We start from the raw sequence: 12,503 nt of genomic DNA, 5'->3' as shown, positions 1-12,503 counted from the left end.
ACATGTCCGCCCTACGAGAATCCCTTGGCTTCCTCACAAGCCGCCTCCGCCAGGTTGGCATCTTCGTCGCCCTGATCCTGATCGTCATCCTCTTCCAGGTGCTCACCGACGGCATCCTGCTCCAGCCGCAGAACGTCACCAACCTGGTGGTCCAGAACAGCTACATCCTGATCCTGGCCATAGGTATGGTGATGGTCATCATTGCCGGTCACATCGACCTCTCCGTCGGATCCATCGCAGGCTTCATCGGCGCCGTCGCAGGCGTGATGATCGTCCATTGGGGCTGGGCGTGGTGGCTCGCCATCCCGGCCTGCCTCCTCGTGGGCGCGCTGGTGGGTGCGTGGCAAGGCTACTGGATTGCCTATGTGGGCATCCCCGCCTTCATCGTCACTCTTGCGGGCATGCTGATCTTCCGCGGCCTGACCCTCATTACCCTCAAGAACCAGCAGATCACCCCGTTCCCCAACGAGTTGCGCGCCCTCGGTGGCGGCTTCCTGCCTGACATTTCCGGCGGCACCTCCGTCCTGGAATGGCTGACAGTGATTCTGGGCGTCGGCGGCACCGCAGCCATTCTTTTCCAGGCACTGAAGGAACGCCGGGTTCGCCGTAAGTTCAACCTGGAAAATGAACCGATGGCATGGTTTGCCGTCAAGAACGGGTTCATCGCAGTACTGATGCTCATCATCACCTTCCTCCTGGCCAGCTACCGCGGCACCCCGATTGTCCTGATCGTCCTTGCTGTCCTGGTGATCGTGTACTCGGCACTGATGAACAACAGCATCTTCGGCCGTCACACCTACGCGATCGGTGGAAACCTCCACGCCGCTGAACTCTCCGGCATCAAGACCAAGAAGGTCACCTTCCGCCTCTTCGTCAACATGGGTGTTTTGGCTGCCCTGGCAGGTCTGGTCTTCACGGCCCGCCTGAACTCGGCACAGCCCGCCGGCGGTACCGGCTTCGAGCTCGACTCCATCGCTGCCGCCTTCATCGGCGGCGCCGCAGTTCAGGGTGGTATCGGAACCGTGGCCGGCGCCATGATCGGCGGCCTGATCATGGGCGTCCTCAATAACGGCATGTCCATCCTTGGCCTGGGCACGGATTACCAGCAGCTCATCAAGGGCTTGGTGCTGCTGCTCGCCGTCGGCTTCGACATCTTCAACAAGAACCGCACCGGTTCCGGCGGAGGTTCCTCCATGGGCCGTCGCTTCAAGTGGAAGACCACGCCCCCGGCAACCGAAACCTCCACGCCCGCAAAGGCTGAGCCCGTCGCGGTCGACGCGAAATAGCCGCACATGTCCACAGGGGGAGCGGTGCGACCTCCCGTCATGGGAGATGTTGCCAAGATGGCGGGAGTCTCGCACCAAACCGTTTCCCGAGTCCTGAACAACCACCCCAACGTCAGTGTCCGGACCAAGCAGCGCGTGGAATCGGCCATCGCGCAGCTTGGGTACCGCCGGAACACCGCAGCCCGCAGCCTGGTGACCCGGCGCTCCCGGACCATCGGGGTGCTTGCCTGCGAGACAGGCCAGTTCGGACCCGCGAACACGCTCCTGGGTGTGGAACAAGCCGGGCGGGAAGCGGGCTACTTCGTCAGCATTGCGAACCTCCGGGAAGTGACCGACGAGAGCGTCAACGACGCCATCGCGCACTTCCGGAACCAGTCCGTGGACGGGATCGTCATCCTGGTCCCGCACCCGGACGTCCTCGCGGCCCTGCGAGATGTTTCCTTTTCCGTGCCGATCGTGGCCGTCGGGGCCGGCGCGGGCAACCAGTTAACTGGCGCGTCTCTAGACCAGCGACTGGGGGCCCGCCTCGCCGTCGATCATCTGATTGGCTTGGGCCACCGCCGCATCGCCCATATTTCCGGGCCGCCGCACTGGATTGACGCGGCCGAGCGCATCAAGGGATGGCAGGAGTCCCTGGCAAAGGCCGGTTTAGGGGCCGACGTCCTGCTCCAAGGTGGCTGGGACGCGGCCTCCGGCTACCGTGCCGGACTCCAACTCATCCAGCAGCACACGGTCACGGCCGTGTTCGTCGCGAACGACCAAATGGCGGTGGGTGTCCTCCGAGCCGTGCAGGAAGCCGGCCTGCGCATCCCCGGTGACATCAGCGTGGTGGGCTACGACGACCAACCCGAGGCTGAATTTTTCATGCCCCCGCTGACCACCATCAAACAGGACTTTGAGGAACTCGGCCGCCGCTGCATGGAAGCGGTCCTGCAGCAACTGGACGGGGACGGCGGAACAGGCGATCAGATTGTCACCCCCCGGCTGGTGATCCGCGCCACCACCGCGGCCCCACTAAACTAGGAGCCATGACTTCCACCGTTGATACTGCTGCTGCCCGCGCCCGCCTTCTTGAACTCATCAAAGAACTGGCGGTGGTCCGCGGCAAGGTGATCCTCTCCAGCGGCAAGGAAGCGGACTACTACATTGACCTCCGCCGCATCACTTTGCACCACGAGGCCTCCAAGCTGGTGGGTCAGGTCATGTTGGCAATGATCGACGACGCCGGTGTGTCAGTTGAGTGCGCCGGCGGGCTCACCATGGGTGCGGACCCTGTGGGTACCGCTGTGATGCACGCTGCTGCCGACGCTGGCCGTGCCGTGGACGCCTTCGTTGTCCGCAAGGCCCAGAAGTCCTACGGCATGGGCCGTCAGGTAGAGGGCCCCTCGGTTGAAGGCCGCAACGTAGTGGTCCTCGAGGACACGTCCACCACCGGCGGCTCCGCGCTGACCGCCGTCGAAGGTGTCCGTAAGGCGGGCGGCAACGTAGTGGCCGTGGCCGTCATTGTGGACCGCAACACCGGCGCCAAAGAGAAGATCGAAGCCGAAACGGGTGTGCCGTACCTCTTCGCATTCGGCAAGGATGAACTGGGCCTCGACTAAGCCTATGCTTGCTGCGTGGACGTTCAGGTAGGCAAGCTCCCGGCGCCGCCGGAGGTGAACGAAAACCTCCCCGCGCCGGTGAGTACGGAACCGGAGCAATCAGAGGATCCGGGCTCATGGGCCCGGATCCTGCCCTACGCTGCCCGGCTGAAGAAGACGTCCCGCCGTAACTTCCTCATCACCGCCGGAGCTTCCGGGGCGCTCGCCGCGGACATGCTCTTCACCCGGCGCGTCCAGGCCGAGCGGCGGTCCACCAAGATCCTCCGTGTCCCTGATCCGTACTCGGACCTGTACTTCCCCAAAGCCAGTTGGATCCTTTTTCCCGGCTACAAAACCAGTTGGGAAGAGGCCCAATGGATCCTCAACTCGCTACGTCCGGCGCTGCATCAGCGGGGCCGCCTTGCCGCCGTCGGGTATTCCAACCTGGGACTGGACGTGGACGAGGTGGTCCGCGAAATCATCCTCCACGTCCGTGAGTTGGGATTGGAGAAGCTGTACTTTTACGGCCATAGCTTCGGCGGAATGCTCGCCACCCAAGTCGCTGCCCGCCTGCTGGAGCTGCACGGCGTCGAGACGCAGTTAATCGTCCTGGATTCGAGCCCCTTCAACCGCGCTGACGTGCTTGACCAAAGCTGGTTCGACGGCGTGGTGTTCCTTTACGAGAACGGCTTTCGCATCCCATCAGTCCTGCGCGGCGGCTACGAGCTGGGGGAGCGTGTGGCGCACAAGGACGAGCGCACCTGGCGGCAGATCCTCGATCAAAGCCTGGAGCAACTCTCACCGATCGCCCCTTCCAGCGTGCTGATCCAGACGGAGTCGGCGTACATCTACCACTTTGACGGCCTCCGGCTGGCCGGAAAAATCGGGGGAGCCAAGATGGCGTTCATCGGCAACGCCAAGGACGGCACCGTGGACTACGAGTCGGCGCGCGCGGGGTGGAGCAAGGTCTTCGGTGCCAACATGGTCATGCCCACGCTCAGCACAGAAGGCGCCCGGCCCGCCCACGCCAGCCCGCAGTGGAACGGCAGCATCTACCGGCCGTTGCTGGAACGGGTCCAGGACGAATTGCAGCCGCTCCCGCCCGAGCCCCGGGAGCCGTCATACCAAGAGCCGAATGGCAAGGTCATCCGCCCGGTTTAGAACCCGTTCTCAGCGGCCGTTCCGCAGCGATTCAACCTCGACGGCGGTAAGTCCCGCCTCACGCAGGAAGCTCCGCGCGTCGCCGAACTCCTGCGCAAAGCCGGCCAGGAAGTGCTGCATGGCGGCTTCCGGGCTCTGCAGGATCATGAGCTCGGGGCTAAAGTACTCGGCCGGGGTTGCGGGGACGCTGAGCCGCCACGTCTCTGCCATGACTTCCAGGACGTCCGGCAAGTTGGCTGTGGTGGCCGCATAATCCGCTACCACCTGGTCCTCGGTTCCACCGGACGCCAGAAGAGCTATCGCTGAGACCACACCGGTCCTGTCCTTTCCCAACGAACAGTGAACCAGCGTGCGTTTGCCACGGGCCACAGGTCGCAGGGCATCGCCCACCCATTCGGGCCGCAGCCGGACCCAGCCCAGATACAGGTCGCCGAGGTCTTCGGCCGTTTCCACGGACTGGAGCGAGCCCGCTATGGCGTTCGGGTCCAGCGGGTTATGGATGAGTTCGACGGCGGGCGGGGCGACGGCGGCAGGCTCGCCTCCGGCGTCGTGGTGGTTTTGCACCAGCCACGGAACCAACGAGCGCTCAAGCTCGCTGCGCAGGTCCACAATGGCCTGGATGCCGTGCTCCGCCAGGAAACCTGATGTTGCAGCGGCATCCAAACCGAACGGCTGGCTCCCCCTGAGTATCCGGCCGCCGGCCAGGGGACGCAGATTGAGCACAGCCATGGTTTTGTCCTCTTAGATTTGGCTCTTCAGGTCGGCCACCGAGTTCAGGATCTGGTTGGGCCGGAACGGGAAGGACACTATTTCTTCGCGCTGCGTGATGCCGCTGAGTACCAGGACCGTGTGCAGGCCCGCTTCCATGCCGGCCACAATGTCCGTGTCCATGCGGTCGCCGATCATGGCGGTGGTCTCGGAGTGGGCGTCGATCTGGTTCATGGCGGAGCGGAACATCATGGGGTTCGGTTTGCCCACAATGTAGGGCTCGCGGCCCGTGGCCTTGGTGATCATGGCCGCGATGGCACCGGTGGCCGGCATGGGGCCGTCCTTGGAGGGGCCGGTGGCGTCCGGGTTGGTGGCGATGAAACGAGCGCCGGCCAGGATGTGGCGGACGGCCATAGTGATCGCTTCGAAGGAGTAAGTGCGGGTCTCGCCGAGCACCACGAAATCGGGATCGGTGTCAGTGAGGATGAACCCGGCCTCGTGCAGGGCAGTTGTAAGACCGGCTTCGCCGATGGTGTAGGCGCGGTTGCCCGAGTCCGAGGACTGGACTTGGTCCTTCAGGAACTGTGCGGTGGCCAGCGCGGAGGTCCAGATGTTCTCTTCCGGGACTTCCAAGCCGGAGGCGCGCAGGCGGGCAGCGAGGTCGCGGGGCGTGAAGATGGAGTTGTTGGTCAGGACCAGGAAGCGCTTGGACGTGTCCACCCAGCGCTGAATGAGCTCTGCCGCACCGGGGATTGCCTGGTTTTCGTGAACCAGGACGCCGTCCATGTCCGTGAGCCAGCATTCGATTTCGTGGCCATTGCGATACACCGACGTGGACGTGGTTTCTTCTGCCATATTTGCCTCCGGCTGGGATTGTTCGTGCACTGCAACCTAGTCTTCCATCAATCTGTTGGCTGGACACGCTGTTCGCCTGCTGGCTTTGCACTATAAACTCAGTGTATAGATGTGAGGGTGAATAACTCACTCACCCTTTTGGGTCTTCTGAACCTCGAAGCCAGCTATGGCTACGACCTCAAGCACTCCTACGACCGCTACTTCGGCGCAGGCAAGGTGTTGGCCTTTGGGCAGGTGTATTCCACGTTGGCCCGAATGGTCCGTGACGAGCTGATCCGCGCGCTGGGGGAGGAAACGGGCGGCGGTCCGGACCGCAAGAAATACGAGATCACCGTTGCCGGCGAGGCCAAGGTCCGCGAGTGGCTGTTCACCCCGGATATTCCCTCGGAATCCCTGCAAAGCAACCTCTTCGCCAAGACAGTCATTGCACTGCTCCTCGACGACGACGCCGAGCGACTGCTGGACGTGCAGCGCAGCGAACATATGACCCGCATGCGGGAACTGACCCGGATGAAGAAGGACGCCGGCCTGCTGCACGTGCTGATGTGCGACCACGGGCTGTTCCACATCGAAGCGGACCTGCGCTGGATTGACCTCACCAGCGCACGCCTCACCCAACTCAAGAAGGAGCTGCAGAGCACATGACCATCAATGATGCTGCACCGACCATCATCAGTGCCCGGGGACTGCAGCACTCCTTCGGCTCCACCCAGGCGCTGCGTGGCATCGATCTTGATGTCCATGCGGGCGAAGTGCTGGCCATTATGGGCCCGTCCGGCTCGGGAAAGTCCACGCTGCTGCATTGCCTGGCCGGGGTCATGAAACCCGACGGCGGTTCGGTCGCCTACAGTCCGGCCGGACGAACTCCTTTGGAAGTCAGTGCCCTGCCGGAATCCAAGCGCACCCGGCTGCGGCTGACTGACTTTGGGTTCGTTTTTCAATTCGGCCAGTTACTGCCCGAGCTCTCGGCCGAGGACAACGTCAGCATTCCCCTCCTCCTGAACGGAATCAAGCGCCCCGAGGCACTGCGCAGGTCCACGGAACTCCTGGAACGGCTCGGCTTGGACGGACTTGGCTCCAAGTTGCCCGGGGAGCTTTCCGGTGGCCAGGCGCAACGCGTCGCAGTTGCCAGGTCGCTGGTCACTTCGCCTTCAGTGCTGTTCGCAGATGAACCAACGGGCGCCCTCGATTCCCTTGCTTCGGAGAACGTACTGACCGTGATGCTGGACCTCGTCCGTGACTCCGGGACAACGGTGGTAATGATCACCCATGATGCCCGAACCGCCGCATACGCGGATAGGGAAGTAATGGTCCGTGACGGCGCGATGGGCGCAGGCTACCGGGTGTCGGCGTGAATGCCGGACTGTTCCGCTTGGCAGTTGTGGGCAGCCGCTCCGCCTACGGCAGGCTTGCCGGAATCGCTGGCGGCGTCGGCGTCGGGGTTTGCCTGTTGCTGTTGCTGTGGGGAGGGGCGAACGGGCTGCAGGGGCGCGACGACCGTGGCGCCTGGCTGCGGGAAAACGGCATGCCCGCCTTCTCGGACTCTCAGGATGGCTCAGGCCTCGCCAAGCCCGTTGCGTTGACCCCGGGCACAGCGCTCATGAAAACCAGAGGCGCGGAAATCTTCCGTGACAAGCTCATAGAACGGCGGGACTTTGCCGCTCTTCCTTCGGCCACCCTGAAGATCCCCGGCATCGGCACACCCCCGGAGCCTGGAAAATACTACGCATCGCCGGAACTGCAGCGCTTGATTGAATCCACGCCGGGCGATCAGCTGGGAGACCGTTTCGGCCAATTTGCCGGCACGATTGATGACTCTGCCCTTCCCGGACAGGACTCACTGGTAGTGATCACCGGTGCCGCAGAAGAGGATCTCCGCAGCGGAGGGAATGCCTCCATAGTCTCGGATTTCACCAGCAACCCGTACGGCGGAAGCGCGGCCAGTTACGTGACGATCCTGGTCATCGGCGCAATAGCGGTGTTCTTCCCGGTTCTGCTGTTGATCAGCATTGTCACGGACTTGGGCGCTGCGCGACGGCGGGAACGCTTTGCTACCTTGCGGCTCATTGGCGCCTCACCACGCACGGTCTCGTATATTGCCGCCGTCGAAACCGCCATCCCCAGTTTGATCGGTGCGGTTGCCGGTGTGGTGGGCGCCGCCTTGACAAGCCCCGCCACCGCGCAGATACCGATTAACGGCACCCGGATGTTCGCCGAAGACCTTCAACCCGGCTGGCCCTCTTCGGCCACAGTGGTGGTGTTGGTGGTGGCGGCCTCCGCGCTGGTGGCGGGATTCCGAACAGCCCGGGCCGACGTCGGGCCGCTGGGCGTGAACAGGGCGGTGCACGAGAAGACGCCAACAGCCTGGCGTACGATTCCGCTGATGGTTGGGCTCGCGTGCATGGTCCTGGCAGTGGTCCTCATCCGTGTCCTGGAATTCCGGCTGCCATGGCTTGAATCTCCTTTGGTGATGGTTGGCTTCCTCATGGTTCTCGCAGGCATCGTGGTGATTGGCCCGTGGTTGACCCAGACGGTGAGCCGTGTGGGAGCGCGCCAAGCCAGGAGCGCCGCAGCAGTTATTGCAGCCAGCCGTATCCAACGGACCGCTGTTGCGACGTTCCGTTCAGTCTCCGGATTGGTCATCGCAGTATTCGTCGTCTCGGTTTTCGCCGGAGCATCAAGTGTCATCGAATCAACGGACGCACCAATGGCCAGGCCTGGACTCATGCAACCTACCAGCGTGCACGCCACCATTGCGCCAGGGCAGGGTCCGGCCACCGTACTCGAGACCGCCACTGCTGCCAAAGACAAGGCGGGTATCCGGAGCGCAGTGGTTGGCTATGGCCCGGCGGTGCTGTCCGAAAGAGGTGCCGGATCTGAGTTGTTCTTCAGCTCTGCAGACGCCCGCGCCCTGGGGTTCATTGACATACCCGCATCGGAAATGGTTTCCGTACAAAGTGAGTTCCTCTACTTTTGGACAGCACAGCCATTGGAACTGACACCCGTAGCAACTGGGAGCAGGAACGGATTGGTGCCCGTGGTCCTGGTGCTGGGTACCGATGGCACAGCCGAAGCCATGGACCGCGCCCGGACAGCCTTGGACAGCTCGGATGTCACAGCCACCCCGGCCCAGGCAAGCACGGACTTCCAGCTGCAATCATCCCGCCGCCTCATCCACGGCCTGTCCGTGCTGGCGTACCTCGGCATGTTCGTGGCGGTGGCCATTGCCGGACTATCACTGGCAGTGGGTACGGCATCGGCCGTGCTGGACCGGCAACGGGTTCTGGGATTGATGCGGCTCATGGGAATGCCTCCCACCGTTCTTCGCCGGATCATAACCAAGGAGGCCGCTGTCCCGCTCCTTAGTGTGCTGGCGCTCTCCATCGGCCTCGGATTCCTCACGGCCTGGCTCCTGGTGACAGCCATCAATGACAACTATCACGTGGCATGGCCGGATCCCGGATACTTCGCCGCCTTGGGCCTTAGCCTCCTGATGGCCTGCTGCGCCGTGGTGACAACTTTTGGTCTCCTTCGGGATAGTACGGCCATCACCGCCACCCGGTTCGAATGAAGCAAGAACCGCAGCTGCTCGACGACGTGACTTGCGTCGTGCGCGTTGAGCTGGACTACGCTGGTTGCGGCGCTGGCGTGCCACCACCGTGGGTCGGGGGATCGACGCGGTGGATTCTTGACGCCGCCGCGCTCCAGCAGGTCCCCACTTACCGCATGTGAAAGGGCCTGTCATGAGCAACAACAACGGAGCGCCGCAGCCTCCCTATGACCCGAACGGCGTGCCGCAGCCGCGCTACGAGACCGGCAAAGACCAGTACAGCCAGTACCAGCCGCAGCAACACCCCGACGGCGAATACGCCGAAACCGTGCACCGCTACCCTCAGGCGCAGCAGAGTTTGCCAGGCCAACCCGGCCAGAACCCGGGCGACCACAACAAGAAGTCCCTGTTCCTCATCCTCGGTGGCATCGCCGTCGTCGTGATCATTGCGCTGGTGGTGACGTTCACGTGGCTGATTCCGTCCATGACCAAGCCGGTGGCCGTCGAATCGCCGTCCGTGACGTCCTCGCAAGAGGCGTCCGAGGCAGCCGCGGAGCCGTCGGCTGAGCCCTCAAATGAACCCTCCGGTGAGGCCTCGGCGTCCTCCGAAATGCCTGCTGACGCCATCCCCCTGCCGGCGGTTTGGAACGACCTGGCTGGACCCAGCAACGTTCCGGCGGACGGAGACCCCCTGTTCAGCAAGTGGGTCACGGGCGAATCGTCCTTCCAGTACCTGGCCGAGTGGACGCATGACGAGTCATTCGGCATCACTAAAGACCCCAGCACGGGCGAAGAGATCCAGAAGAGGGCCCAGGGAACGGTGGAGACGGACGGCGACGGGATCGCGCTCGCCTATGCCTTCTTCGCCGAGTCTGAGGAAGGCAAGTTCGGCAAGGATCCCGCGGAGGTCAAGAAAGCCATCCAGGACATCGAAGCCCGTTTCAAGGGGATGACCGCCAGCGAACTTCCCCAAAACCTGGTGGGCCACAAGTGCGCGGCGGACTTCAAAACCAGCATGCCGGAAATCAGGGAGTTCCGCCGCGGCGCGGCCGTGGTCATCGGGTTCACCTGCACCAACGCCCGTGGCGAAGCGATTCAGGCCGTGAACCTGTTCTCGGTGACTCCCTGGGGCACCCCGCAGATGCTGGGCGTCAGCGGACACAAAGAATACTGGGACGCCCACCCGGGGCTCTTTGAGCAGTTGGGCAACTCCTACCGCATCAACAAGTGGAAAATGGTCTAGAGCCTCACCCGCTCAGCGCGCTCAGGCAGGTAACCGGGCGGGGCTAAAGTTGAGGGGTGACTGACCTTCCCCCCAATACAGCCCTGCCCACGCCTGCCGAAACCGCAGCAGAGACCACCGCGGACGGCGAGGCTGAAGCGAAACCCGAGGTCGGCGTCGGGCCTTGGGAAGGCGAGTGGCCGGAAGGCGATCACTGGGATCCGGACCTGTTGAGGGACGGTGACCGCCGCAACGTGGTGGACCAGTACCGGTACTGGAAACACGAGGCGATTGTGGCGGACCTTGATTCCAAGCGCCACGACTTTCACATCGCCATTGAGAACTGGCAACACGATCTCAACATCGGCACCGTGGTGCGCACAGCCAACGCGTTCCTCGCCAAGGAAGTCCACATCATTGGACGACGGCGGTGGAATCGTCGCGGGGCCATGGTCACCGACCGCTACCAGCACGTCCGCCATCACCCCACCGTTGAGGAGTTCGTCCAGTGGGCTGAGGGGGAGGGGCTGGCGGTGATCGGCATCGACATCTTCCCCGATTCCGTGCCCCTGGAGACCTACGACCTCCCGAAGAACTGCGTGTTGGTGTTCGGGCAGGAAGGGCCCGGTTTGACGCCCGAGGTTCACGAAGCCGCCGTCGCCACGCTCTCCATTGAGCAGTTCGGTTCCACCCGGTCCATGAACGCCGCCTCAGCCGCGGCTATTGCCATGCACGCCTGGGTTCGCCGGCACGTCTTCCAGCAGCCTGTCGGCTAGCAAGCTGATGCTCCTACCGATCTTTCAGCGTGGCTTTTCCGTCCACGATGTGGATCTCACCTGAGGCCCTGGGTACTACAAGCTCAACCTTGGGCTCCCATTGCGGGGCGTCGTCACGGCCGCTGTTCACTTCATAGCTCACTGACGCCTTGCCTGATTCATCCGACTGAATGATCCAACTGTCCTCGCCACGAAGGAGAGTGAAGGTGGGCTCCTTCTCGATGGTCCATTTCACATTGCGGGTAGGGCGGTATTCGTAGAGCGCGAACCCGGAACAACCACGACGGGTCGCTTCGGAGGCTGTGCCCGGGGTGGAGGCAGTACATTCGCTTCGTTTGTTCGCAAGAAGCGCCCGGGTCTCGTCCAGGAGCAGCTGGCTGGGTATCACTTTCAAACTTTCGGTGCTCTTGGAAATCACCCGGTCAATGCTGATCAAGGCCTTCTGCTCTTCTGCCGTTGCGTACTTGTCGCCGGATATGCCCAGGGTGTACTCGCCGGGGAAGGCCGGCATCAGCAGTTGGGAATCCCTCGCTCCGGTTCCGGTGTCAGGGGCGGCAACGTCGACGCCGTTCACGGTGAACGACTCCACTGGACGGCTGGAACTGAGCCGGATCTTCTGGAAGTTCTTAGGCCCAACCTTCCACTCGCCCTCACGTGACTTGGTCATCCTCAAAATGATTTCCTGCTTGCGGCCGTTCTGGGTGACTTCGGCAGTGACAAAATCCGACCTCGCCTCAAGGATCCGGTAACCGTCAATTCGCTGTCCTGCGCTTTTGTACACGTTGTTCTGCAGGAGTGCTTTTTCATTCTCGGGGACGCCGGGGTCAGATACGCTCAGGGCTTTCTCGCCGTCCCCGTCGATCAAGGCCTGGAAGTATGTCTTAGCTGTGGTGCCCATGTCCCGGTCCGGTGAGAACAGCGGTAAAACCAGGAGAACCAGAGCAAGGATTGCTGCGGTGAGGACTACCGCTGCGCCCGCTGCGATGGCAATGATCATGTTCCGCTTCCGCCCGGGTTTCCCTTCGGGAAAAGTACCGCCCTGGTGCGGCAGGGGTGGTGTCAGGCTGGGCTGATTGTTTGCACTCGGGAGGATCTCCATTCCGGCAGTATATCCACCGTTTTGATGAATTGGAGGTAGTCGGTGGAGTGGAAACCCGGCAGAAGTGTTAAGGGCCCCAGTGACCGGAAACACGGCGTCCCGGCGGATATCGCTAGGATGGGTGCTAGCCGTAAGCGGTCTACTCCAGGGTTACCAACCCACAGACGAATTCAGCATAGGAGTCACCATGCCCATTGCAACCCCAGAGATTTATTCCGAGATGATCGACCGTGCGAAGGCTGGCGGTTTCGCTTTCCCCGCGGTCA

12 protein-coding genes are annotated in these 12,503 nt (G+C 62.9%); 9 read left to right on the top strand and 3 right to left on the bottom strand.

The window, feature by feature from the left end; all coding sequences use genetic code 11:
• Positions 1–2 precede the first annotated feature (2 nt).
• From mmsB to ACIQH5_RS13360, 4 genes are read left to right on the top strand one after another with little or no spacing between them, the layout of a single operon-like run.
• Entirely contained in the window at positions 3–1,286 is a 1,284-nt protein-coding gene (gene mmsB, locus ACIQH5_RS13375; RefSeq protein WP_400404039.1) for a multiple monosaccharide ABC transporter permease, read from the top strand.
• A gap of 39 nt (positions 1,287–1,325) precedes the next feature.
• Entirely contained in the window at positions 1,326–2,309 is a 984-nt protein-coding gene (locus ACIQH5_RS13370; RefSeq protein ID WP_400404358.1) for a LacI family DNA-binding transcriptional regulator, read from the top strand.
• A 5-nt stretch (positions 2,310–2,314) separates the two neighbouring features.
• Positions 2,315–2,887, top strand: coding sequence for an orotate phosphoribosyltransferase (gene pyrE, locus ACIQH5_RS13365; RefSeq protein WP_400404037.1), 573 nt, complete (start codon positions 2,315–2,317; stop codon positions 2,885–2,887).
• 15 nt (positions 2,888–2,902) lie between these two features.
• Positions 2,903–4,027 carry a thioesterase domain-containing protein gene (locus ACIQH5_RS13360; protein ID WP_400404035.1) on the top strand — a complete coding sequence of 375 codons (1,125 nt, stop codon included), beginning with the start codon at positions 2,903–2,905 and terminating at the stop codon, positions 4,025–4,027.
• A gap of 9 nt (positions 4,028–4,036) precedes the next feature.
• Here ACIQH5_RS13360 and ACIQH5_RS13355 read toward each other — a convergent pair whose 3' ends face one another.
• Positions 4,037–4,756, bottom strand: coding sequence for a tyrosine-protein phosphatase (locus tag ACIQH5_RS13355; protein WP_400404033.1), 720 nt, complete (start codon positions 4,754–4,756; stop codon positions 4,037–4,039).
• A 12-nt stretch (positions 4,757–4,768) separates the two neighbouring features.
• The gene (locus ACIQH5_RS13350) at positions 4,769–5,590 is read right to left on the bottom strand and encodes an HAD-IIA family hydrolase (protein WP_035761154.1); all 822 of its coding nucleotides are present in this window, start codon (positions 5,588–5,590) and stop codon (positions 4,769–4,771) included.
• 117 nt (positions 5,591–5,707) lie between these two features.
• On the opposite strand from ACIQH5_RS13350, the gene ACIQH5_RS13345 reads away from it, so the two are divergent.
• The 5 genes from ACIQH5_RS13345 to ACIQH5_RS13325 all read left to right on the top strand — a co-directional run bounded on the left by ACIQH5_RS13345 (position 5,708) and on the right by ACIQH5_RS13325 (position 11,138).
• Positions 5,708–6,235, top strand: coding sequence for a PadR family transcriptional regulator (locus tag ACIQH5_RS13345; protein WP_400404031.1), 528 nt, complete (start codon positions 5,708–5,710; stop codon positions 6,233–6,235).
• On the top strand, positions 6,232–6,945 hold the full coding sequence (locus ACIQH5_RS13340) for an ABC transporter ATP-binding protein (RefSeq protein WP_400404029.1): 714 nt from the start codon (positions 6,232–6,234) through the stop codon (positions 6,943–6,945). Before ACIQH5_RS13345 ends, ACIQH5_RS13340 begins: the two co-directional genes overlap by 4 nt.
• The gene (locus ACIQH5_RS13335; protein WP_400404027.1) at positions 6,942–9,161 is read left to right on the top strand and encodes an FtsX-like permease family protein; all 2,220 of its coding nucleotides are present in this window, start codon (positions 6,942–6,944) and stop codon (positions 9,159–9,161) included. The genes ACIQH5_RS13340 and ACIQH5_RS13335 overlap by 4 nt, the downstream gene beginning before the upstream one ends.
• A gap of 172 nt (positions 9,162–9,333) precedes the next feature.
• On the top strand, positions 9,334–10,383 hold the full coding sequence (locus tag ACIQH5_RS13330; protein ID WP_400404025.1) for a hypothetical protein: 1,050 nt from the start codon (positions 9,334–9,336) through the stop codon (positions 10,381–10,383).
• 56 nt (positions 10,384–10,439) lie between these two features.
• Positions 10,440–11,138, top strand: a complete 699-nt coding sequence (locus ACIQH5_RS13325; RefSeq protein WP_400404023.1) for a TrmH family RNA methyltransferase — start codon at positions 10,440–10,442, stop codon at positions 11,136–11,138.
• Positions 11,139–11,151: 13 nt separating this feature from the next.
• Here the strand turns inward: ACIQH5_RS13325 and ACIQH5_RS13320 are convergent, their stop codons facing one another.
• Complete coding sequence (locus ACIQH5_RS13320; RefSeq protein WP_400404021.1) at positions 11,152–12,237, bottom strand: hypothetical protein; 1,086 nt, start codon at positions 12,235–12,237, stop codon at positions 11,152–11,154.
• Positions 12,238–12,503 lie beyond the last annotated feature (266 nt).

Origin of the sequence: Paenarthrobacter sp. NPDC091711, from assembly GCF_044756605.1 — a bacterium.
Taxonomy (GTDB): domain Bacteria; phylum Actinomycetota; class Actinomycetes; order Actinomycetales; family Micrococcaceae; genus Arthrobacter.
The sequence above is the reverse complement of the archived record's forward strand: the minus strand, read 5'-3'. Positions and strand labels throughout refer to the sequence as shown.

Bases quoted from the DNA above. Each gene is read 5' to 3' on its own strand.
- mmsB (WP_400404039.1), top strand. From the start codon at position 3: ATGTCCGCCCTACGAGAATCCCTTGGCTTCCTCACAAGCCGCCTCCGC.
- ACIQH5_RS13370 (WP_400404358.1), top strand. From the start codon at position 1,326: ATGGGAGATGTTGCCAAGATGGCGGGAGTCTCGCACCAAACCGTTTCC.
- pyrE (WP_400404037.1), top strand. From the start codon at position 2,315: ATGACTTCCACCGTTGATACTGCTGCTGCCCGCGCCCGCCTTCTTGAA.
- ACIQH5_RS13355 (WP_400404033.1), bottom strand. From the start codon at position 4,756: ATGGCTGTGCTCAATCTGCGTCCCCTGGCCGGCGGCCGGATACTCAGG.
- ACIQH5_RS13350 (WP_035761154.1), bottom strand. From the start codon at position 5,590: ATGGCAGAAGAAACCACGTCCACGTCGGTGTATCGCAATGGCCACGAA.
- ACIQH5_RS13340 (WP_400404029.1), top strand. From the start codon at position 6,232: ATGACCATCAATGATGCTGCACCGACCATCATCAGTGCCCGGGGACTG.
- ACIQH5_RS13330 (WP_400404025.1), top strand. From the start codon at position 9,334: ATGAGCAACAACAACGGAGCGCCGCAGCCTCCCTATGACCCGAACGGC.
- ACIQH5_RS13320 (WP_400404021.1), bottom strand. From the start codon at position 12,237: ATGGAGATCCTCCCGAGTGCAAACAATCAGCCCAGCCTGACACCACCC.